Below are 21,297 nucleotides of genomic sequence, written 5' to 3' on the forward strand. Positions count from 1 at the left end.
GATGGGTTTGCTGGGTGCGGTGATCGGTGCTGCCGCGACGGCCGGGCTGGAGCGGGCCGCGGCGAAACTGCCGAAGGAGAGCCGGGCGCCGTTCGAGCGCACCAACCACCGGGGCGAGACGGTCACGTTGCTGGAGGGCCCGATCGCGGTGCTCGGCGCGCTGGCCGGTGTCGCCGCCAGTCGTTCGGACAGCCGAGTGAAGGCTGCTGCGCTGTTGGCGGGATCGGTCTCCGGGGCAGTCGGTGCGTACGACGATCTGGCCGGAGCGACCGATACCAAGGGATTCCGCGGTCACCTGACCGCGTTGCGTCGTGGTGAAGTGACCAGCGGCGCCGTCAAGATCCTCGGTGTCGGCGCGGCCGGCCTGGCTGCGGCGGCGCTGCTGCCGCGGCGTTCCAAGGGCTTCGGCGCCGCCGTCGAGATCGTTGCCGACGGCGCCTTGATCGCCGGTACCGCCAACCTCGCGAACCTGCTCGACCTGCGACCGGGCCGTGCCCTGAAGGGCATCGCAGCAGTCAGTACGCCGGTCGCTCTGGTCGCCGGTGGCCCAGCTGCCGCAGTGGTCGGCGCGGCAGTTGCTGCTGCTCCGGCGGACCTCGGCGAGCGCTCGATGCTCGGTGACTGCGGAGCCAACGGCCTCGGCGCCATCACCGGTACTGCGCTGGCGTCTTCGCTGCCGCGGCCGTTGAAGGTGCTCGCGCTGGGTGCGGTGGTCGCGCTCAACCTGGCCAGCGAGAAGGTCAGCTTCACCAAGGTGATCGCGAACACCCCGGTGCTGGACAAGATCGACCAGTGGGGCCGACGGCCCCGGTGAGCGTGGGTGGGCGGATTGCCCGGGCCGCGTTGCTGGTGGCCGGCGTGACCGTTCTCGCGCGGGTGGTCGGCTTCGGCCGCTGGCTGGTCTTCTCGAAGACGGTCGGCGCCGGGTGTCTGGCTGATGCCTACGCGACGGCCAATCAGCTGCCGAACGTCGTCTTCGAGATCGTCGTCGGTGGCGCACTCGCCGGTGCGGTCATCCCGGTGCTGGCCGGGCCGGTGGCGCGTGGTGATCGGGCGGCGCAGGGCCGGATCATCGGCGCGTTGCTGACCTGGTCGCTGGTCCTGCTGACTCCATTCGCCTTGCTGGCTTGGCTTTTCGCCTCGCGGTACACGAACGCGATGCTCGACGCGGGTCCCGAGTGCGCCGGCTCCGGCAACACGGCGACCCGGATGCTGCTGATCTTCGTGCCGCAGGTCTTCGGCTACGCGATCGCTGTGGTCGCCACTGCCGTGCTGCAGTCGCACAAGCGATTCGCCGCCGGTGCTGTCGCTCCGCTGATCTCCAGCCTGGTAGTGGTCGCGACCTACTTCGTCTTTGCGGCTGCGGCTCCTGCTGCTGACCAGGCATCGCGGGGAGCTGCCGATCTCCTTGCCTGGGGCACTACGGCAGGCGTCTTCGCGTTGGCGCTCACAGTGCTGGTGCCGATGCTCTTACTGCGCTTGCCGATCAAGCCGACTCTCCGGCTGGACCCAGGCGTAGGGCCCGTACTACGCAAGCTCGCTGCGGCAGGCCTCGCAGTACTGGTCGCGCAGCAACTCGCCTTCGTCGTCACCACCTACCTGGCCAACCACCGTGGCGCCGCAGGCAGCATCGCCGTCTACACGTGGGCCAACGCGATCTACCTACTCCCGTACGCCGTACTGGCGGTGCCGATCACCACTGCCGTCTTCCCCCGACTAGCTGCGGCTTACGAGTCGCGCGACCTCGCAGCCTTCGACCTGTACGCCGCGACCTCCACCCGCGCGGTGATGCTGGCCGGCGGCGCGGGAGCAGCGCTGCTGGTCGGTACGGCGATCCCAGTGGCGCGGATCTTCGCCTACAACGACGGCCGGGTGCAGGCCGCCCAGGCTTCGTCACTGGCCAATGGACTGGTGGCGTTCGCCCCGGCGATCATCGCCTTCGGGTTGTTGATGCATGTCGGCCGAGTCCTCTACGCACGTCATGCGAGTCGACAGGTCGCACTAGTGACAGGCGCTGCCTGGTTGGCCGTTGCTGTGGCAGGTGTCTTGCTGACCCTGCGCTGGGACGGCCTGGATGCAGTAGGCGGTCTGGCCGCGGCGATGTCGGTCGGCATGGTCGGCGGGACTGGTGCGCTGCTTGTGGTCTTGCGGCGGCTAGCAGGCACAGGTGTCTTGACTGGGCTGAGCCGCGCGACGCTTGCCGCGCTTGTCGGCGCAGTACTGGCTGGGGGTGCCGGGTGGCTGGTTGCGCTGCCTGCTGACGGCGGTGGCTGGGGCAGTGCGTTGGTGTTCTCGATACTGTCCGGCCTGGCCGTGGTGATCGTCTACGCCCTGGTCGCGATCGGCCTGGACCGCCCGGATGCCCGCGCGCTGCTGCGCCGGGGTGCCCCAACTGTTGTGGAGGAGAAGTCATGAAGATCGGCTTGCTGCTGGCGGAGTCCCGGGGCGGGATCGGGCAGCACGTCGCTTCGCTGGTGCCGCGGTTCCTCGAGGCGGGGCATGAGGTCGTCGTCTGCGCCCCACCCGGTACTGCGGACCACTTCGACTTCGGTGACGCCACTGTCGTCGGACAAGCTGTCGGGTTGCGTGGGTGCGACGTGATCCACGCCCACGGCTACCGAGCCGGTACTACGGCGCTGCGCGACCGGGCGCAGCTCAGGCCGCTCGTGGTGACGTGGCACAACGCAGTACTGACTACTGGGCCGCGTGGTCTCGTCATGCGGCTGGGGCAACGGCTGGTCGCTCGGGGAGCCGACCTGACTCTAGGGGCGTCTAGTGATCTCGTGGAGCTCGCCAAGTCGCTGGGCGCTCGCAAGGTCCAGTTGGCGCCGGTAGCGGCTCCTGCGTTGCCAGAAACCCGTACGCCGTCCGCTGAGGTGCGGGAGGCGTTAGGGGTGGGGGAGAGGCCGCTGGTGCTCTCAGTGGGTCGACTGGCCCCGCAGAAGGACTACCCGACTCTGCTGTCCGTGGCGGCCGCGGTTGCTGCCGAGCAGCCTGACGTGGTGTTCGCCGTCGTGGGGGATGGGCCGCTCAAGGACAACCTGCAGGCGCGAATCGACGCCGAGGGCCTGCCTGTACGGCTGCTGGGGCATCGCAGCGACGTGGCAGATCTGCTGGGAGCGGCTGATGTGTTCCTGCTGACCTCGCACTGGGAGGCGCGGGCGCTGGTGCTGCAGGAGGCGGTGCAGGCCGGCGTACCGGTGGTGGCGACGAGGGTCGGCGGCATTCCGGAACTGGTCGAGGACAGCGCGGTACTGGCCGCTGAGGGCGACGCGACAGGCCTGGCGGCCGGAGTACTGGAAGTTTTTTCTGATCCGGAGAAAGCGGCCGCTATGCGGACAACAGGCGTGAAGTTGGCCGCCGGATGGCCGGACGAAGACGAAGTCGCAAAGAATCTGCTGCACATCTACGCGGGTCTCGTCGCGACCACTGGTTGACAAGAGGTAGCCTTAAAGCCCGTGGACAGAGCTTCGTTCGGGCAGCAGACCAAGCACGTATTCGTCACCGGTGGCGTGGCCTCCAGTCTCGGCAAGGGGCTGACGGCGTCAAGCCTCGGCAGTCTGCTGACGGCGCGCGGCATCCGGGTGACCATGCAGAAGCTGGATCCGTACCTCAATGTGGATCCCGGCACCATGAACCCGTTCCAGCACGGCGAGGTGTTCGTCACCAACGACGGCGCCGAGACCGACCTGGACATCGGGCACTACGAGCGTTTCCTCGACCGGGACCTGTCCCAGGTCGCCAACGTCACCACCGGCCAGGTCTACTCGTCGGTGATCGCGAAGGAACGCCGCGGCGAGTACCTGGGCGACACCGTCCAGGTGATCCCGCACATCACCAACGAGATCAAGGACCGGATGCTGGCGATGGCCGGCGCCGACGTCGACGTCGTCCTGCACGAGATCGGCGGCACCGTCGGCGACATCGAGTCGCTGCCGTTCCTCGAGGCCGCCCGCCAGGTCCGGCACGACGTCGGCCGCGACAACGTCTTCTTCCTGCACATCTCGCTGGTGCCCTACATGGCGCCGGCCGGTGAGCTGAAGACCAAGCCGACCCAGCACTCGGTCGCCGCGCTGCGCTCGATCGGCATCCAGCCGGACGCCATCGTCTGCCGCGCCGACCGGCCGATCCCGGACGGCGTCAAGCGCAAGATCTCGCTGATGTGCGACGTCGACGTCGAGGCCGTGGTGGCCGCGCCGGACGCGCCGAGCATCTACGACATCCCGAAGGTGCTGCACGGCGAGGGCCTGGACGCGTTCGTGGTCCGGCGCCTCAACCTGCCGTTCCGCGATGTCGACTGGACCCGCTGGGACGAGCTGCTGAAGGTCGTGCACCACCCGGCCGACCAGATCACGGTGGCGCTGGTCGGCAAGTACATCGACCTGCCCGACGCGTACCTGTCGGTCGCGGAAGCGCTGCGGGCCGGCGGCTTCGACAACGACGCCAAGGTCAACCTGCGCTGGATCGCCTCCGACGAGTGCGCCACCCCCGAGGCGGCCCAGCGGCTGCTCGGCGACGTGGACGCGATCTGCATCCCGGGCGGCTTCGGCGTCCGCGGGATCGAGGGCAAGATCGGCGCGATCCGGTACGCCCGCGAGACCGGCATCCCGATCCTCGGGCTGTGCCTCGGCCTGCAGTGCATGGTGATCGAGGTCGCCCGCGACCTGGCCGGTCTGGTCGAGGCGAACTCCAGCGAGTTCGACCCCGACGCGGCCCAGCCGGTGGTGGCGACGATGGAGGAGCAGAAGCACATCGTCGACGGCACCGGTGACCTCGGTGGAACGATGCGGCTCGGCCTCTACCCGGCGAACCTGGCCGAGGGCTCGATCGTCCGCGGCCTGTACGGCGCGGCGTCGGTCGAGGAGCGGCACCGCCACCGCTACGAGGTCAACAACGCCTACCGCGACAAGCTGGAGACGGCCGGTCTGGTGTTCTCCGGTACGTCGCCGGACAACGAGCTGGTCGAGTTCATCGAGCTGGACCGCTCGCTGCACCCGTACTTCGTCGCCACCCAGGCGCACCCGGAGCTGCGCTCGCGGCCGACCAAGCCGCACCCGCTGTTCTCCGGGCTGATCAGCGCCGCCCTGACCCGCCAGCGCGAGTCGCGGCTGCCGGTCGGCGACCTGACCAAGCCGGGCACGAAGTCGGCCGCCAAGAAGGCTGACGCGGTCAAGCCTGATGCAGCGAAGGCCGATGCGGTGAACGCCGACGCGGTGAAGGCCGACGCCAAGGTCGAGACGGCGAAGGCACGATGACCGACCACCCGGTACTCCGCTTCGGCGCCGGGCTGGCCGACTCCGCGGAGTCGTGGGACGTCGCGTCGTCCGAGGTCGTGCACTCGACCGGCCGGGTGATCTCGGTCCGCCGCGACTCGATCGTCCCGCCCGATGGTGGCGAGACGTTCACGCGCGACATCGTGGTGCACCCCGGCGCTGTCGGGGTGGTCGCGCTCGACCAGGACAACCGGATGCTGCTGGTCCGCCAGTACAGGCATCCGGTGGGCCACCGCCTGCTGGAGCCGCCCGCCGGGCTGCTCGACGTACAGGGCGAGGCGTATCAGCTGGGCGCCGAGCGTGAGCTGTGGGAGGAGGCTGCCACCAAGGCAGCCGACTGGCGGGTGCTGGTGGATGCGTTCACCTCACCCGGCCTCACCAACGAGGCCGTCCGCATCTTCCTGGCCCGGGACCTGTCGGAGGCCGCCGAGACCTACGACCGCCTACACGAGGAAGCCGACATGGAGACCGTCTGGGCTCCCTTGGTCGACGTCGTCGGCGCGGTCCTGGCCGGCGACCTCCACAACCCCATCCTCGTGATGGGCGCACTCGCCGCCTGGGCAGCCCTCAACGGCCCAGGCTTCGACAACCTCCGCCCCGCCGACTCGCCCTGGCCAGCCAAAGACTGACTCAGAGCACGCTTCACGAGACCTCTACCTGGATGTGTTTCTTGAGCTCGATCTCGCCGGTGCGGCCGCAGTACTTGGTGGTGTAGGTGAGCGTGTAGGTGCCTGGTTGGGCGTACTGGTGGATGGCGGGGAGGGTGACCGTCTGGTTGCCGGTCCTGCGCTTGGTGGCGCCTTCGCAGTACGCCTGGCCAGGGTCGGTGCCGCCTTGGTCCGGGCCGTCGCCGAAGGTGTAGTTGTCGCCGAGCCAGAGACCGCGGTAGTCGGGCGCGGTCCAGTCCTGGTGGGTCTCGCGGTCCTTCGGTGTCAGGACGCTGCCTCCGAAGTTCACTTTCAGGGAGAGGGTGCGGCCGGACAGGATCGGCGTGATCGAGACGGTGCCCTGCACGGGCTTCGGGGTGGTGCTTGTGGTGCCAGGGGTGGTTGCCGACATCGGTGACGGTGACGGCGTCGGGGCTGGGGCGACCTGCGGCGATTCTGTGGCACCGCAGGCGGTGGTGACGACTGCCAGCGCGGCCAGCAGGGCTGCTCCGGTGGTACGGCGCATTGGGGGCTCTCTCTTCCCGTGAAATGAACTCAGCGGGTCGAAAGGATTGCCGCTCGCGCGCGGCCGCACATGAGTAATTCGTGCTCTACCTCAGGCCGGCGTGCGGAAGGCGCGGCGGTAGGAGTCTGGGGGGACGCCAACTACGCGCTTGAACTGGCGGCGGAGGGTGGTGGCGGTGCCCATGCCGGTGGCGACGGCTACTGACTCGATGCTGTTGGGGGTGGACTCCAAGAGCTCCTGGGCTCGGCGTACGCGTTGGGTGAGGAGCCACTGGAGCGGGGTCTGGCCGGTGACCGCGCGGAACTGGCGGCCGAGGTTGCGGGGGCTCATGTTGGCCTGCCGGGCGAGGTCGGTGACTGTGAGCGGCTCGTCGAGTCGTGACTGGGCCCAGGCGAGCAGGCCGGCTAGTTGGTGATCGCCGGCGGCGTGCATCGGGGTGGCGACGTACTGCGCCTGGCCGCCGGGCCGGTGGGGCGGCATGACGAGGCGGCGGGCGACCGTGTTGGCGATGATCGCGCCGTGGTCCAGGTGGATCAGGTGGATGCAGAGATCGACTGCCGCCGCCTTGCCGGCTGCGGTGAGCACGCTGCCGTTGTCCGTGTAGAGCACGTCAGGGTCGACGGTGGTCTCGGGGTGGCGAGTAGTGAGCTCGTCTGTGTGCGCCCAGTGGGTGGTGGCGCGCCTGCCGTCCAGCAGGCCGGCAGCGCCTAGTGCGAAGGCTCCCGTGCAGAGCGACGCGATCCGGGCGCCAGCGGCGTGGGCGGCGCGGATGGCGTCGACCAGCTCCGGTGGCGGCGGCACATCGACGTCGGCACACGCAGGCACGAGCACAGTGTCTGCCGTGACGATCCGCTCCAGCCCGTACTCCGGGTCGAGGGTGAACGGGCCTACCTCCACCGGGCCCGGGCCACACAGCAGTACGTCGTACCAGTCGTCGCGGGCGAGCTCCTCGGGCGGCGTCCGGAAGATCTCGTAGGCCACGCCCAGCTCGAAGTGCAGCAGCTTCCCGACGGCTGCCAGCGCGATGGTGTGCATGTCCGAAAGTGTACGCATGCTGTCGTTTCGGACTCTCACGACGAGTGTCCGTTTCGCGCCACAGTGGACACATGCAGACAGCGAAGGCAGTAGTCGTCTACGGCGCGACCGGGCACACCGGCCGCTTCATCGTCGCCGAGCTCATCAAGCGCGGGTTCGCCCCGATCCTGTCCGGCCGGGACGCGGCGGGCCTGGAGAAACTGGCGAAGGAATGGGACGAGGTCACCGTCCGAACCGCCTCGGTCGACAACCCGGCGGCCTTGGATCTGGCGCTGGCCGGCGCGGCTGCGGTCATCAACGCGGCCGGGCCCTTCGCAATAACGGCAGGCCCGGTGGTGGAGGCCGCTCTCCGTGCAGGCATCCCGTACGTCGATGTCGCGGCCGAGATCGAGGCGAATATCGCCACGTTCGCCGACTACGCCGGAGCCGCTCGCGCAGCGGGTGTTGCCGTAGTACCGGCGATGGCTTTCTACGGCGGCCTGGGCGACCTGCTCGTCACGGCAGCCATGGGCGACTGGACCAGCGCCGACGAGGCGCACATCGCCTACGGCCTCACCAGTTGGCACCCAACCCCAGGCACCCGTACTGCGGGCCAGGTGTCCCACGAGCGCCGAGCCGGCCGCCGCCTGCGGTTCAGGGACGGCGAACTGCAGCACCATGACGACCAGCCGGTACAGCAGGGCTGGGACTTCCCCGAGCCGCTGGGCCGACGAGACGTGATCGCGGAGTTCACCATGGCAGACGTAGTCACCATCCCCAGCCACCTGCAGGTCGGCGAGGTCCGCACCTACATGGCGGTAGAAGCCGCCAGGGACCTGTCCAACGAGGACACCCCGGCACCGGTAGCGGTCGATAGCGAAGGCCGCTCCGACCAGACCTTCGTAGTGGACGTAGTGGTCCGCAGTGGAGGCGTCGAGCGCCGCGTATCAGCCACTGGTCAGGACATCTACGCCATCACGGCACCGCTGGTTGTAGAGGCAGTCCAGCGCATCCTGAGCGGCCACACCCACTCCACCGGCGTCGCTCCCGCCGGCCAGCTCTTCGACGCCGAGGACTTCCTCTGGTCCTTGACGCCCACCCTGTCGATCACCGGCCTCACCAAGCCGTAGCTGACCGGCACCACGCAACAGCCGCCGGGACTGGTGGGTCCCGGCGGCTGTTCACGTCATGCTCAGAAGCTCAGTTTGAGCGCCAGCAGGATGTCGGTCTTGCGGTTGGGCGGGCCGTCCACCGCGGGGACCGGGTCGCCTTCGGCGGGCTTGACGCCGGCTGCGGCGACTCGGTCGATGGCCTTGAGGCCGAGGCGGTCCACTGAGCCGAAGACGGTGTAGTCGGGGCGCAGGCGGGAGTCGCCGAAGACCAGGAAGAACTGGCTGCCGTTGGTGGCCGGGCCGGCGTTGGCCATCGCCAGCGTGCCGCGGGCGTAGACCTTGCGGGTGCCGGTGGTGTCGCCGGGCCAGTTCGGCAGGTCGGTCGGGAGCTCGTCCTTGTAGGAGTAGCCGGGGCCGCGCTCACCGGTGCCGGTCGGGTCGCCGCACTGCAGCACCTTGAGGGTGTCGTAGAGGGTCAGCCGGTGGCAGGTGGTGAAGTCGTAGAAGCGGCTCTTGGCCAGGTGCAGGAAGCTCTGCACCGTGCAGGGCGCCTTGGCCCGGTCCAGCGACAGCAGCATCGGGCCCTGGTTGGTGGCGAGCAGCACCTTGACGATGCCCTTGGACGGCGTCTTGGCCGGGTCCGGCGGCAACGACACCGGCCGCGGCGACGGGTCGTCGGGGGTGGCGACATAGCCGCACGGGCCGTTGGTGGTGGTTGGCGGAGCTGCGGTGGGCTGAGCGAGCGCAGTACCGGTGGTGGACAGCAGCCCTGCGACGGTCAGCGCCGCGCAGGCGATGACACTGGTTGCTCTCATCGAGGTCTCCTTCTGGGGCGTTCGGGATCAGCCGGTGGCCAGCGTGAAGATCCGCAGGTCGCGGTTCTTCGGCAGCGTCACGCTAACCGGTGTCTTGCCCGCCGGGAAGGTGAAGGGCGCGGTCGCGAAGATGTGCGTGGTGACGTTGTCCCTGCCGCCGCCCGCCTCGTTGCGGTACGGCGTGGTGGCGACGACCAGGTTGCCGTAGTGCACGGTGTCGCCGCCTCCGCCCAGGGTCCAGTCGCTGAAGGACAGGTCGACCGGGCCGGTGCTGCCGTCGGAGTACGTCAACGTCGCGGTGGTCTGCTGGTTGCCGTTCACCGCGCTGCCGACGAAGGACAGCTTGGTCGCGCCGGCCGGGAGGTTCAGGTTGAGCAGTTGCCCGTCCGCAGGCACGTTGTCGGGATCACCGATCGGTACTGCGGGCCAGGTGAACGTCAAGCCCTGCTTGGTGACGGTGGCGCCGGGAGCGAGCCCCTCGGCGGCCAGCGCCTGACGGGAGTAGCTGACGCCACCACCGTCGTAGTCGGCCTCGTTGTGGTCGCCCGGGTCGTCAGAAGCGGCAACACCTTCACGGAGTACGGAGAAGGAGTTCGGCTCGCCCACGACCACGGTGAATCCCAAGCGGGGCAGGGCCGTGCCATCTGCTGCTTGTAGCGCCACAGTGACCGAGTAGCGGCCGTCCGGCGTACCGGGGGCTGCAGTGATGGTCACTGGTGCACTGCCGACGCCAGTGGTCGAGTCCACCGTGAAGGTGCCACTTGCCGGAGAGGCGGTGAGTCCTGCAGGCGCAGTCACCGTGTACTTGACGCTGGTGGCCTTGCCGCTGAGGCGATGCGCCTTGATGGCTACCGGAGCGCTAGTGGTCCCCGGAGCGACTACTACCCGACTGGTGTCGGTAGAGGTCTGGAACGGGATCTCCCCGGTCCGCCACGACCGCGGGGTGTCATTCGGCCCGGCACCCCACGCCTTGTTGGGGGTAGCGCCCAGGACGAAGTCGAGCTTGCCGCCGTGCTTGACGAAGTCCTCGTCCAGCCACGGCTTGGTCGAGACCTGGCCGTCGACCTTCAGACTCTGCACGTACTGCGCGGGTGCCTCGGGCGCGTTGATCTCGATCGACTTGCCGCGCTCGCGGTGGATCACTGCCTTCGGGAACAGCGGGGCGGCGACCTGCAGGTCCGCCCGGCTCGGCACCTCGGGGTACAGGCCGAGCGCGGTCCACACGAACCAGGACGACATGGCGCCCAGGTCGTCGTTGCCGGGGATACCACCGGTGGTGGTGTTCCACAGCTGGTTCATCGCCTGCCGCAGGGTCTCCTGCGCCTTCCACGGCTGGCCGCTGTAGTTGTAGATCCACGGGGTGTTGATCGACGGCTCGTTGTCCATCTCGGCGTGCAGCGCGCCGGCCCCGGTCAGGGCCCAGTTGCCGCTCGGGTCCTTGAAGAACGCGTCCAGCCGCTCGTTGACCTTCTCGGTGCCGCCCATCGCGTCGAAGAGTCCGGCGCGGTTGTGCGGGATCATCCACGTGTACTGCGCACTGCTGCCCTCGGCGAACCCGTCACCGGTGGCCGGCTCGAAACCCGGCCAGGCGCCGTTCTCGTCACGGTTCTGGATGTAGCCGCCGTTCTCCGGGTTGAACACGTTCTGCCAGTACTGCGACCGCTTGAGGAACTTGTCGTACGTCGGGCTGTTGTTGGTCTTCAACGCCAGTTGCGCGATCGCGAAGTCCGCGGTGGTGTCCTCGAGCGTCTCGACGGCGCCACCCCAGGCGTTCGACTTGGTCGGGATGTAGTGCAGCGCGAGGTACTTGTCGAGCGACGGACGCTGACCGATCGACATCACCGGCTTGCCCGCGGAGCTGAGGTCCTTGGCCGTCGGCACGGTCGCGGCCTTCACCAGCGACTTCAGGGCGGCGCGGGCGTCGAAGTTGGTGCCACCGAAGGCGTAGATGCCTGCCACCGCGGGTGCGGCCGGGTCGCCGGTCATCACCGCGGTACTGCCGGAGGCGTGCGTCCAGCGGTCCCAGATGCCGCCGTTCTGGTCGGCCTGGTTCAGCAGCGACTGAGCGATGTCCCCAGCCTTGCGGGGTTCCAGCAGCGTCAGCAGCTGGACCTGCGACCGGTAGACGTCCCAGCCCGAAAAGGTCGCGTACTGCGCCTCCTGTGGTGCCTTCACGAAGTGCTTCTTCTGGTCGAAGCCCCAGTACTCGCCGTTGACGTCGCTGAAGACATTCGGGTGCAGCAGCGCGTGGTAGAGCGCGGTGTAGAAGGTGGTGCGCGCAGCGGTCGTCCCGCCGGTCACCTCGATCTTGTCGAGCTGGTCACGCCAGGCCTGCTTCGCTGCGGCCGCTGTCTTCTCCAGCGAGGTACCGGCCGGGTTCTCGGCCTTCAGGTTGGCCTGGGCGTTCTCCTTGCTGACATAGGAGATGCCGATCCGCATGTTGACCGTCTTGGCGTCGAAACCGACGTAGCCGCCGGAGCCCTTGTTGGCGGGCATCCAGCCGTCCGGCCCGTACGTCGTACCGCCCTGGGCGGTGGTGCTGCCCGGGGTGACGGTGGTGTCCTTCCAGGTGCCCGTCTTGGCGAAGGGCTGGTCGAACTCGGCCACGAAGTGCAGCGTGTAGTAGCTGCGCTGCCCGACCGAGGCCAGGTAGCCGCAGAAGTTGCCGGCGGTCACCGAGCCGGTGATGGTCCGGGTGGCCGGGTCGATCGCGATCTGGGCGTCGCTGCTGCCCACCTCGGAGTTCGAGGTGCGGAAGAGCAGTGAGGACGGCTTGTCGGCCGGGAAGGCGAACCGGGCCGAGCCGGTCCGGGTGCTGGCCGCAAGCTCGGTGGTGATGCCTGAGTCGAGTCCGACCTTGTAGTAGCCGGGCTTGGCGACCTCGTTGGCGTGGGAGAACGTGCTGGCGTAGGTGGCGTCCTTGGCGTCCGCCTGGGGAGAGGTGGTGACCTCACCGGCGTACGGGAAGATCGGGATGTCGCCGGAGCCGCCTGCGCAGCCGGTGCCCGACATGTGGGTCAGGCTGAAGCCGCGGATCTTGTTGGCGCCGTACAGGTATCCGCCGGGCGCTGCCGTGCGGTAGGCGTTCCCCCTGCTCGTCTCCGGGCTGAAGGAGAACATCCCGAACGGCTCCACCGCTCCGGGGAAGACATTGCCTAGGTTGGACGTGCCGATGAGCGGGTCGACATGCTCTGTCGGGTCCACGGAGCTACTGGCGATCCGCGACGTCCCGACAGCCAGGGGAGCGCGCAGGCCAGGCGGCGTGGTGTCTGGTGTGGCAGTGGTCGGCTGTGGCTTCCTACCTGGACCAGGTGGCGCCGGACTGGGCCCGGCAAGTGCTGAGGTTGTCAGCGACACGGCTGCGATCAGAGACCCAGCCAGTACTACGGACGCGCGGCGGCGCAGGGCGGACTTCTTCAAGGGGTTCCCCACCTTCGACGTCGATTCACGGGCGGCGTGACATCGTTGTCAGCAATAAATAGCCGACGATCTGCGACTTGGCAACCCCGGAGGGTGAGATGCTTGAAACCGGGTACAGTGTACTCAGTTCAATTCTCGAGAGGGGTTCGATGCAGCGCAGGAAGTGGTTGGTAGTCGGCGTGACGGTGATGGGGCTGGTTCTCGGGCTGGTGCCCGGAACGGCGGTGGCCTCCGGAGCGGGGTGCCGGACAGTGGAGATCCCGGTGGCGATGAGCGCGGGACGACCGGTGGACGCGAAGATCTCGGGGACCCTGTGCCGGCCGCGGGGCCGGGATCGCGGCGTGGTCCAGGTGCTGATTCCCGGCGGCGGTTACGACCGGAACTACTGGAGTTGGGGGTCGTCCTATGTCGAGGCGATGAACCGCGCGGGGTACACGACGTTCGCGCTGGACCGGATCGGCACCGGGCGGAGCTCGGCGCCGCCGAGCAGCAGCTTCGCGCCGGACAGCCAGGTCTTCACGATTCACCAGGTACTACGGAGGTTCCGGCACCAGCGAGTCGTGCTGGTCGGGAACTCACTGGGGTCGACGGTCTCGCGGATGATCGCGGTGCACTACCCGGACGACGTCGACGGGCTGATCCTGACCGGTGAGTCGAGCACGCCCAACTGGCCGGCGTTCGAGCAACTCGGGGCGGACTACGTCACCGCGTCGCAGCATCCGTTGCTGGCGGGGCGAGGGCTCGACGACGGATACGGCGTACTGCGTCCCGGGGCGCGGCTCGGTTGGTTCTACTACGGTCCGACCACCGACCGGGCTGTCCTCAGGCGTGACGAGGCCAACCCGGAGCCCGATGTCTTCTCGAGCGACCCCGAGTTCGGGTCGGTCGAGCTCAACCGCAGGATCAAGGTGCCGGTCCTGGTCGTGGTCGGGCAGTACGACCGGTTGATCTGCGGCCCAGGCGCGTCCGACTGCTCCAGTTCGGCCGCTCTACTCGCCGGCGAACGCCCGTACTACGCCCCGACGGCCGACCTGCAAGCGATAGCTGTCCCCAGCACCGGCCACGTCCTCAATCTCCACCGGACAGCGCCGACCTTCTACCCACTGCTGGCGCGCTGGACCCAGCGCCACATCTAGACGCCTCGACCGAGTGGGGTCCCGGAGACCTCGGCGAGGGCGGCGGCCACCGTGCGGGCGTTGACTGCAAACTCCTCGTCCGGCACCGGCGGCAGCAGGTCGGCCCAGGTGGCGATCATCGAGCCGCGAAGCTGCATCATGCCGAGCGGCCGGGCCAGGAACCAGACGTGGAAGTGCTCGCTGCCGTCCCCCCAGCGGTTGAAGTGAGTCCTGCCGACACCGGGGATCCGGCGGATCGCACCTGCGGTCCGCTGGATCATCGGACCGAGTGTGGCGGTCAGTTCGGGCGGCAGGTTGTCCAGCCGGTAGTGCTCGCGGGGGACGAGCAGGGCGATCATCTGCAGGCCGGTGGGCTCGAGGCCCGCTTTGAGGATCCACTGGTCGTCTCCCCAGATGGCGTAGCCCTCCGGGTCGGTGCAGGTGTGGCAGGACGTCCCGCCGGGCTCGCCGGCGCGGGGCGGCTCAGGCAGGACGGGCTCGGCCAGGGGGACTACCTGGAGATCGCCCTCGAACGGGAAGAACGGCCCGCCCAGCACTGGGTCAGCCGCTACGCGTTCGCCGTACGGGAGTCGGCGGTGGTACTCGCTGGGCCTCTCGACGTCGCTCATGCGCAGAAGGCTACGGTCTGGAGGTGGCGACTGAGCAGCGGCCGGAACTGGCAGTGGAGTTGGACCTGGAGCAGCACCCGGAGGGCGGCTGGTTCCGGGAGACCTGGCGGTCGGAGGTGTCCTTCCAGCCCGACGGGTACGACGGGGAGCGGGCCAGTGCGACGGCCATCTACTTCCTGCTGGCGCCAGGGGAGGAGTCGCGCTGGCATCGGGTGCGGTCGGCGGAGATCTGGTTGTGGCACAGCGGCGGCCCGCTGACGCTGGAGCTCGGCGGCACCGGTGACGACCCGGGGGAGTCGCAGGCCATCACGTTGGGGCCGGATGTGAAGGCAGGCCAGCACCCGCAGGCCGTAGTACCGGCGGGTGCTTGGCAAGCTGCTCGGCCGACAGGGGATCAGCCGGTACTGGTGTCCTGCATCGTCTCCCCGGGCTTCGACTTCGCCGACTTCACCTTGCGCTGATCAGCACCATGGCCAGCGCCTCGTAGCCGGGCAGCAGGTCGGGGCCTTCCTTGCCCAGCTGCTGGATGACGACCTGGTCGGCGCCGGCGTCAAGGTGCTCCTGAAGACCCGCGGCGATCTGCACCGCGGTCCCGTGCAGCACCAGCGCGTCGACCAGCTCGTCGCTGCCACCGGCCGCGAAGTCGTCGTCGGTGTAGCCGAGCCGCTTCAGGTTGCTGGTGTAGTTGGTGAGCTTCAGGTAGGTCGCCAGGTAGTCCCGGCCGATCGCCCGGGCGATCTCGGCGTCGGTCTCCAGCACCACCTTCTGCTCCGGCGCCAGCAGCACTCCGGCGCCGAGCGTCTCGCGCGCCTGCCGGGTGTGCTCGGGGACCGTCAGGTACGGCAACGCGCCGCCGGTCCGCTCGGCCGACAGCTTCAGCACCCGCGGGCCGAGGGCCGCCAGCATCCGGCGGTCCACCGGCACCTTGCCGTCGTCGAGCGCGTCCAGGTAGTCGACGATCGTCTCGTACGGCGACTTGTACTCGCCGGTGTGCTCGGGGTGCCCGATCCCGACCCCCAGCACGAACCGGCCGGGCTGCTCGGACTCGAGCCGCTGGTACGACTCCGCCAGCACCGCCGGGTCGGCCTTCCACATGTTCACGATGCTGGTGCCGACCACCGCGGTGGTGGTCGAGGCGAGCAGCACCTCCGCGTCCCGCAGGTCCTCGGTCGGGGAACCCCCGAGCCAGAGCGTGCCGTAGCCCGCCTGCTCGACCCCCGCGGCAAGCTCGGGACCCCACTGCTCGGCCTGGTGCCAGATCCCGAAACGTCCCAGATCGACCGCCACGTCGTGCTCCTCTCGTCGATACGTCACAACAACGGCAACAGCGGGCGGAAGCACCACCATTCCAGCCTGGGGCCTCACCTGGCAACGATGGCAGTTGCCAGCATCGCCGACGCCCGGCCGGCACTCAACGATCGTTGCTCCCGCAACCACTGGCTGAGACGGCTGAAAGGCCGTCGGATGGGTACTGGAAAGTAGCTGAACGGGTGACCAAAACCCTGCTGCGAAAGAGATCGGTAAAGATTAATAGGACTGCCACGCGGCATTTCTGCGCGTCGGCGTCCGACAAGACCAACCCGTCGGGTGGTATGAACCCGGCGGTCGTACACTCGGCAGCGACCTGGCGTTCCCAACCCCTCGAAACGCCCGGGCCGCGGAGCACATCGATGTGCGCCGCTGCGACGCGGAAACGCAAGCCTCCGAGTCGTCACCTGGATACGGAAGAAGGGCAAGTTGTGAAGGTCGGAGTACCGAAGGAAGTCAAGAACCACGAGTACCGGGTGGCGATCACCCCGGCCGGCGTGCACGAGTTCGTGCGCAACGGTCACGAGGTTCTGATCCAGCAGGGGGCCGGCTCCGGCTCGCTGCTGCCCGATGAGGAGTTCGTCGCGGCGGGCGCCCGGATCGTCCCCACCGCCGACGACGTCTGGGCCGACGCCGAGCTGGTGCTGAAGGTCAAGGAGCCGGTGGCCGAGGAGTACCACCGGATGCGCAAGGACCAGGTGCTGTTCACCTACCTGCACCTGGCCGCCAGCCGCGAGACCACCACCGCGCTGGTCGACTCGGGGATCACCGCGATCGCCTACGAGACGGTTCAGCTGCCGGACGGCTCGCTGCCGCTGCTGGCCCCGATGAGCGAGGTCGCGGGCCGGCTGGCGCCGCAGGCCGGCTCCTACCACCTGATGGCCAACGGCGGCGGCCGCGGCGTCCTGATGGGTGGTGTCTCCGGCGTGCACGCGGCCCGGGTCGTCATCATCGGCGCCGGTGTCGCGGGGATGAACGCGGCGGCGATCGCGCTCGGCATGCAGGCCGAGGTGCAGCTGTTCGACCGCAACATCGCCCGGCTGCGGGACGCGGACACCACCTACCAGGGTCACCTGCGCACGGTCGCGTCGAACGCGTTCGAGATCGAGAAGGCGGTGCTCCAGGCCGACCTCGTGATCGGCGCGGTGCTGGTCACCGGCGCGAAGGCGCCGAAGCTGGTCAGCAACGACCTGGTCGCCCAGATGAAGCCGGGCAGCGTGCTGGTCGACATCGCGATCGACCAGGGCGGCTGCTTCGAGGACTCGAAGCCGACCACCCACGCCGACCCGGTCTACAAGGTGCACAACTCGCTGTTCTACTGCGTCGCGAACATGCCGGGCGCGGTGCCGAACACCTCGACGTACGCGCTCACCAACGTGACGCTGCCGTACGCCGTCGACCTGGCGAACCTGGGCTGGCGCGAGGCGCTGAAGCAGGACCACCCGCTCGCGCTGGGCCTGAACACGCACGCCGGCCACGTCACCTACGGCCCGGTCGCGGAGGCGCACGGTCTCGACCAGCTGAAGCTCGACGAGGTGCTGGTCTGAGCCGGGAGATCACCCGGGCGGTCAGCTCGTACCTCGACCATCTGACGGTCGAGCGCGGGCTGGCCGCCAACACCCTGGCGTCCTACCGGCGGGACCTGCGCCGGTACGACGGCTACCTGGCGGCGGTGGACATCGACAGTCTCGGGAGGATCTCCGAGGCCGTCATCGGCGACTTCCTGATGCGCTTGCGCGAGGGGGACGCCGACCACCCGCCGCTGACCGCCTCCAGTGCGGGCCGGACCGTGGTGGCGGTCCGTGGGTTCCACAAGTTCCTCCTGCGCGAGGGGCTGACCGCTATCGACCCGGCGACGTCGGTGAAGCCACCTGCGCCGCCGAAACGGCTGCCGAAGGCCCTGTCGGTCGACGAGGTGACCCGGATCCTCGCTGCAGCGGCCGGGGCGGAGGCGGAGCCCGCAGTACTGGCTACTCGGGATGCTGCGCTGCTGGAGTTCCTCTACGGGACCGGTGCGCGCATCTCGGAGGCTGTCGGGCTGGATGTGGATGAGGTCGACCTGGAAGCCGGCGCGGTGCTGCTGCGCGGCAAGGGTCACAAGGAGCGCGTCGTACCGGTCGGCTCCTATGCCCGCGAGGCGCTGTCGGCGTACCAGGTGCGTGGGCGGCCGGACCTCGTGCAGCGGGGTCGTGGGTCACATGCGCTCTTCCTGAACGCCCGTGGCGGTCGCCTGTCCCGCCAAAGCGCCTGGACCGTACTACGCCGCGCAGCGGAGCGGGCCGGGATCCACAAGGAGATCTCCCCGCACACGCTGCGCCACTCGTTCGCCACGCACCTGCTGGACGGCGGCGCCGACGTACGGGTCGTGCAGGAGCTCCTGGGGCACGCCTCCGTCACCACGACGCAGGTCTACACCCTGGTGACGGTCGACAAACTTCGCGAGGTCTACGCGACCTCCCACCCCAGGGCGCTGTCTTCCTCTTAACTTGGGGCCGTGGCAGACGAGAAGACACCCGAAGAGCGGCATGCGAGCTGGCTGGAACTGTTCTTCGATCTGACGGTGGTCGCCGCCGCCGCGCAGATCTCGCACCGGTTGCACGGCGCGGAGACGATCGGGCAGGTCGCCGCATGCGCCGCGATGTACTACGCGATCTGGAGTGTCTGGACGACCACCAGCATCTACGCGAACGTCGCCGGCGAGCGGACCCGGCGGCGCGCAGTACTGCGAACCATGCTCGGCATCGCCGTGATGGCGGCGACAGTGCCGGGGGTGTGGCCGGAGCTGTTGCCTGGCGAGCACGACGAGCTCGAGGGGCGGACCACTGCGTTCGTGGTCGCGTTCCTGGTCTGCCGGGTGATCGCGTCGAGGTCCGCGGCCCGGGACGGTCAGGTGATCGCCTTCTGGCCGGCCACGCAGAGCGTCTCGGCCGCGCCGTGGGTGGCCTCGCTCTTCGTCCCGCACACTGTCGCCTACTGGCTGTGGGGCGTGGCGATCGTCGTTGACATCGGCTTCTCGATGCTGGGCGCCCGGAGTCCGCGGAGCATCGAGGAGATCACCAAGCGCTTCCGCAGGCGCCAGGAGGACCAGGACCGGCGGCAGGAGCGGCACCTGGCCCGGCTGATCGAGCGGGGGCTCTCCCCGGACCAATTGCAGACCCAGCCGACGACGTACCTGTCCGTGGCGCAGGTGCAGCGCGGACACCTGGACGAGCGGCTGGGACTGTTCGTGATCATCGTGCTGGGCGAGGCGCTGGCACAGATGGTCGCCGCGAACGGCGAGGAGCCCTGGACCCGGCCAGTGATCGGGGCTTCGCTCGCCGCCTTCCTCGTCCTGGTCTCGCTGTGGCAGCTGACCACGCTGTACGGCTTCAGCCCGGCTCCGCGAACCACTGCGCCGCTGGAGCCGTGGCAGTCGATCCCTGCCCATCTGGGTGTCACCGCCGCGATCGTGGCGATCGCGGCCGGCTTCGGATCGCTGATCCCCGAGGCGGCCGAGCACCTGCACACCAAGGACCGGTGGTTCCTGTTCGGTGGGCTGGCGCTCTACCTGCTCACCAGTCTCTTCGCCGGGCTGGCAGGCAAGGCGCCGCTCAAGTGGTACCTCGGCTGGCTGCTGCCGAGCCTGCTGGCCACAGTGGCGGTCGCGATCTTCGGGCACGCGCTGCCGGGCTGGGCTCTCGCCGTACTGGTGTGGGGGTTCCTGGCCTGGTTCTCCACCTACAACAGCCTGGTGGACCGGCAGAAGAGCTGACCTCGGCCCCTCGGCGGGTCCGATGTGCGGAAATCCGCAGCGGTGTGCGATCATTCCGTCACGGTCGGTCACTCTGGCGGGGTGTTCGGCTGTGTCCGGAAGTACGTGAGACCCCACTGCGGAGTGGCTGGTTGAGAGTGCTTGAATGCACGCTTACAGTCGCTGGGATCGCCCGTATCGGTTGAGAGGTTTGACGAGTCATGAACGAGTCGACATTCCCGGGCCCCCAGTACCTGTCGTCGTCGACGGAACCGATGTCGTCGACTCCCGACCCGGCGCCCGCCACGCCCCCCGCAGTACCCGCCGAGACAGCGGCCGAGGCACCACCTGTCGAGGCACCAGCACCGACGCCCCCGGTTCCGCCCCGGACCGTCACCCCACCCAGCAACTATGCGGAGATGCCCCGGCCGACGGCCAAGCTCACCGCGGAGGACATGCACCCTGTGAATGACCCGAACGGTGCGACGGGCAAGATCGGGCCGACCGGACGGCCCTTGCCCTACCTGCCGGACGTCCTGCCGCCGACCCGGCGCGGTCCCGCGCAGGTGATCGCCATGTGCAACCAGAAGGGTGGCGTCGGCAAGACCACGACGACCATCAACCTGGGCGCCGCGATCGCCGAGACCGGGCGCAAGGTGCTGCTGATCGACTTCGACCCGCAGGGCTCGGCCTCCATCGGTCTCGGCGTCCAGCCGCACGACCTGGAGATCTCCGTCTACAACCTGCTGATGCAGCGCGACATCACCCCGGACGAGGTGATCCAGGCCACCAAGGTGCCGAACCTCGACCTGCTGCCGGCCAACATCGACCTGTCCGCGGCCGAGGTGCAGCTGGTCCAGGAGGTCGCCCGGGAGTACACGCTGTCGCGCGTGCTCGAGCCGATCATCCCGCTGTACGACGTGATCCTGATCGACTGCGCGCCGTCGCTGGGCCTGCTCACCGTGAACGCGCTGACCGCGTCGAACGGGATCGTGGTCCCGCTGGAGTGCGAGTTCTTCGCGCTCCGCGGCCTGGCGATGCTGACCGACACGATCGGCAAGGTGCAGGACCGGCTGAACCCGAAGCTGGAGATCGTCGGCATCCTCGGCACCATGTTCGACGGCCGCACCACGCACGCCCGGGAGGTGCTCGACCGGGTCGTCCAGGCCTTCGACGAGCGGGTCTTCCACACTGTCATCCGGCGTACCGTCAAGTTCCCCGAGACCACGGTCGTCGGCGAGCCGATCACGACGTACGCGCCGTCCTCATCAGCGGCTACCCAGTACCGCGACCTTGCCAAGGAGGTGCTCGCGCGTTGTCCCGCCGGGTAAGCCTGCCAGGTGCCAGCGAGCTGTTCGGGGGTGCGGCACCCAAGCAGACCAGACCCGAGAAGCGCACCACCACTGACGGTTCGTCGCTGGCCGACGACCGCCCCGGTTCGAACGGACGGGCCCGTACGGTCGTCGTCGAGGACCGCAAGTCCAGTGGACGGATCCGGCACGACACGAAGATCACCGTGTACGTGACGGAGGAAGAGCTGCTCGGACTCGAACAGACTCGGCTCGCGCTGCGCGCCGAGCACGGCCTGACGGCCGATCGCGGCCGGATCGTCCGGGAGGCGATCGACGTGCTGCTGGCCGATTTCGTCGACCACGGACCCGACTCGGTGCTGGTGCAGCGCCTGCGGGCCGCGGCGCCGGAGTGACCG

The 21,297-nt window shown here is 68.9% G+C and carries 19 protein-coding genes; 13 read left to right on the forward strand and 6 right to left on the reverse strand.

Annotated features, from left to right (window positions below):
• Position 1 precedes the first annotated feature (1 nt).
• From AB0P21_RS34425 to AB0P21_RS34445, 5 genes are read left to right on the forward strand one after another with little or no spacing between them, the layout of a single operon-like run.
• Positions 2–814: a hypothetical protein gene (locus AB0P21_RS34425; RefSeq protein ID WP_363702370.1), complete on the forward strand. Its 813-nt coding sequence runs from the start codon at positions 2–4 to the stop codon at positions 812–814.
• The gene (locus tag AB0P21_RS34430; RefSeq protein ID WP_363702371.1) at positions 793–2,415 is read left to right on the forward strand and encodes a lipid II flippase MurJ; all 1,623 of its coding nucleotides are present in this window, start codon (positions 793–795) and stop codon (positions 2,413–2,415) included. Before AB0P21_RS34425 ends, AB0P21_RS34430 begins: the two co-directional genes overlap by 22 nt.
• The gene (locus AB0P21_RS34435) at positions 2,412–3,437 is read left to right on the forward strand and encodes a glycosyltransferase family 4 protein (RefSeq protein WP_363702373.1); all 1,026 of its coding nucleotides are present in this window, start codon (positions 2,412–2,414) and stop codon (positions 3,435–3,437) included. Before AB0P21_RS34430 ends, AB0P21_RS34435 begins: the two co-directional genes overlap by 4 nt.
• A 21-nt stretch (positions 3,438–3,458) precedes the next feature.
• A complete protein-coding gene (locus tag AB0P21_RS34440) occupies positions 3,459–5,255 on the forward strand; it encodes a CTP synthase (RefSeq protein ID WP_363702375.1) in 1,797 nt (598 codons plus the stop codon).
• Positions 5,252–5,902: an NUDIX hydrolase gene (locus tag AB0P21_RS34445; RefSeq protein ID WP_363702377.1), complete on the forward strand. Its 651-nt coding sequence runs from the start codon at positions 5,252–5,254 to the stop codon at positions 5,900–5,902. Before AB0P21_RS34440 ends, AB0P21_RS34445 begins: the two co-directional genes overlap by 4 nt.
• Positions 5,903–5,915: 13 nt before the next feature.
• On the opposite strand, the gene AB0P21_RS34450 is transcribed toward AB0P21_RS34445, so the two are convergent.
• Together AB0P21_RS34450 and AB0P21_RS34455 are read right to left on the reverse strand one after the other, a co-directional pair.
• Positions 5,916–6,446, reverse strand: a complete 531-nt coding sequence (locus tag AB0P21_RS34450; RefSeq protein ID WP_363702379.1) for a hypothetical protein — start codon at positions 6,444–6,446, stop codon at positions 5,916–5,918.
• Between the two features lie 90 nt (positions 6,447–6,536).
• Positions 6,537–7,481, reverse strand: a complete 945-nt coding sequence (locus AB0P21_RS34455) for a helix-turn-helix domain-containing protein (RefSeq protein ID WP_363702381.1) — start codon at positions 7,479–7,481, stop codon at positions 6,537–6,539.
• Positions 7,482–7,552: 71 nt separating this feature from the next.
• Between AB0P21_RS34455 and AB0P21_RS34460 the strand changes: the two genes are divergently transcribed.
• Complete coding sequence (locus tag AB0P21_RS34460; RefSeq protein WP_363702383.1) at positions 7,553–8,590, forward strand: saccharopine dehydrogenase NADP-binding domain-containing protein; 1,038 nt, start codon at positions 7,553–7,555, stop codon at positions 8,588–8,590.
• 62 nt (positions 8,591–8,652) lie between these two features.
• On the opposite strand, the gene AB0P21_RS34465 is transcribed toward AB0P21_RS34460, so the two are convergent.
• Entirely contained in the window at positions 8,653–9,387 is a 735-nt protein-coding gene (locus AB0P21_RS34465) for a peptidylprolyl isomerase (RefSeq protein ID WP_363702385.1), read from the reverse strand.
• Between the two features lie 27 nt (positions 9,388–9,414).
• Positions 9,415–12,819: a GH92 family glycosyl hydrolase gene (locus tag AB0P21_RS34470; RefSeq protein ID WP_363702387.1), complete on the reverse strand. Its 3,405-nt coding sequence runs from the start codon at positions 12,817–12,819 to the stop codon at positions 9,415–9,417.
• A gap of 137 nt (positions 12,820–12,956) precedes the next feature.
• Between AB0P21_RS34470 and AB0P21_RS34475 the strand changes: the two genes are divergently transcribed.
• Positions 12,957–13,943, forward strand: a complete 987-nt coding sequence (locus AB0P21_RS34475) for an alpha/beta hydrolase (RefSeq protein ID WP_363702389.1) — start codon at positions 12,957–12,959, stop codon at positions 13,941–13,943.
• On the opposite strand, the gene AB0P21_RS34480 is transcribed toward AB0P21_RS34475, so the two are convergent.
• Positions 13,940–14,551 carry a hypothetical protein gene (locus tag AB0P21_RS34480; protein ID WP_363702391.1) on the reverse strand — a complete coding sequence of 204 codons (612 nt, stop codon included), beginning with the start codon at positions 14,549–14,551 and terminating at the stop codon, positions 13,940–13,942. The two genes, AB0P21_RS34475 and AB0P21_RS34480, sit on opposite strands and share 4 nt — an antisense overlap.
• A gap of 23 nt (positions 14,552–14,574) precedes the next feature.
• Between AB0P21_RS34480 and AB0P21_RS34485 the strand changes: the two genes are divergently transcribed.
• Complete coding sequence (locus AB0P21_RS34485; RefSeq protein ID WP_363702393.1) at positions 14,575–15,012, forward strand: cupin domain-containing protein; 438 nt, start codon at positions 14,575–14,577, stop codon at positions 15,010–15,012.
• Here AB0P21_RS34485 and AB0P21_RS34490 read toward each other — a convergent pair.
• Positions 14,999–15,838, reverse strand: a complete 840-nt coding sequence (locus AB0P21_RS34490; protein ID WP_363702395.1) for an LLM class F420-dependent oxidoreductase — start codon at positions 15,836–15,838, stop codon at positions 14,999–15,001. The genes AB0P21_RS34485 and AB0P21_RS34490 overlap by 14 nt on opposite strands.
• Positions 15,839–16,290: 452 nt before the next feature.
• On the opposite strand from AB0P21_RS34490, the gene ald reads away from it, so the two are divergent.
• From ald to AB0P21_RS34515, 5 genes are all read left to right on the forward strand, one after another.
• On the forward strand, positions 16,291–17,406 hold the full coding sequence (gene ald / locus AB0P21_RS34495) for an alanine dehydrogenase (RefSeq protein ID WP_363702397.1): 1,116 nt from the start codon (positions 16,291–16,293) through the stop codon (positions 17,404–17,406).
• Positions 17,403–18,344 carry a site-specific tyrosine recombinase XerD gene (xerD, locus tag AB0P21_RS34500; protein ID WP_363703289.1) on the forward strand — a complete coding sequence of 314 codons (942 nt, stop codon included), beginning with the start codon at positions 17,403–17,405 and terminating at the stop codon, positions 18,342–18,344. Before ald ends, xerD begins: the two co-directional genes overlap by 4 nt.
• A 9-nt stretch (positions 18,345–18,353) precedes the next feature.
• A complete protein-coding gene (locus tag AB0P21_RS34505) occupies positions 18,354–19,610 on the forward strand; it encodes a low temperature requirement protein A (protein WP_363702399.1) in 1,257 nt (418 codons plus the stop codon).
• A 434-nt stretch (positions 19,611–20,044) separates the two neighbouring features.
• Complete coding sequence (locus AB0P21_RS34510) at positions 20,045–20,920, forward strand: ParA family protein (RefSeq protein WP_363703291.1); 876 nt, start codon at positions 20,045–20,047, stop codon at positions 20,918–20,920.
• Positions 20,905–21,294, forward strand: coding sequence for a hypothetical protein (locus tag AB0P21_RS34515; protein WP_363702401.1), 390 nt, complete (start codon positions 20,905–20,907; stop codon positions 21,292–21,294). The genes AB0P21_RS34510 and AB0P21_RS34515 overlap by 16 nt, the downstream gene beginning before the upstream one ends.
• Positions 21,295–21,297: the final 3 nt, after the last annotated feature.

The organism is Kribbella sp. NPDC056861 (assembly GCF_040687575.1).
Classification (GTDB): domain Bacteria; phylum Actinomycetota; class Actinomycetes; order Propionibacteriales; family Kribbellaceae; genus Kribbella.

What these genes read in the sequence shown, in the direction of transcription:
- AB0P21_RS34425 (WP_363702370.1), top strand. Translation starts at nt 2, where the DNA reads ATGGGTTTGCTGGGTGCGGTGATCGGTGCTGCCGCGACGGCCGGGCTG.
- AB0P21_RS34435 (WP_363702373.1), top strand. Translation starts at nt 2,412, where the DNA reads ATGAAGATCGGCTTGCTGCTGGCGGAGTCCCGGGGCGGGATCGGGCAG.
- AB0P21_RS34445 (WP_363702377.1), top strand. Translation starts at nt 5,252, where the DNA reads ATGACCGACCACCCGGTACTCCGCTTCGGCGCCGGGCTGGCCGACTCC.
- AB0P21_RS34450 (WP_363702379.1), bottom strand. Translation starts at nt 6,446, where the DNA reads ATGCGCCGTACCACCGGAGCAGCCCTGCTGGCCGCGCTGGCAGTCGTC.
- AB0P21_RS34455 (WP_363702381.1), bottom strand. Translation starts at nt 7,481, where the DNA reads ATGCACACCATCGCGCTGGCAGCCGTCGGGAAGCTGCTGCACTTCGAG.
- AB0P21_RS34460 (WP_363702383.1), top strand. Translation starts at nt 7,553, where the DNA reads ATGCAGACAGCGAAGGCAGTAGTCGTCTACGGCGCGACCGGGCACACC.
- AB0P21_RS34465 (WP_363702385.1), bottom strand. Translation starts at nt 9,387, where the DNA reads ATGAGAGCAACCAGTGTCATCGCCTGCGCGGCGCTGACCGTCGCAGGG.
- AB0P21_RS34475 (WP_363702389.1), top strand. Translation starts at nt 12,957, where the DNA reads ATGCAGCGCAGGAAGTGGTTGGTAGTCGGCGTGACGGTGATGGGGCTG.
- AB0P21_RS34480 (WP_363702391.1), bottom strand. Translation starts at nt 14,551, where the DNA reads ATGAGCGACGTCGAGAGGCCCAGCGAGTACCACCGCCGACTCCCGTAC.
- AB0P21_RS34510 (WP_363703291.1), top strand. Translation starts at nt 20,045, where the DNA reads ATGCACCCTGTGAATGACCCGAACGGTGCGACGGGCAAGATCGGGCCG.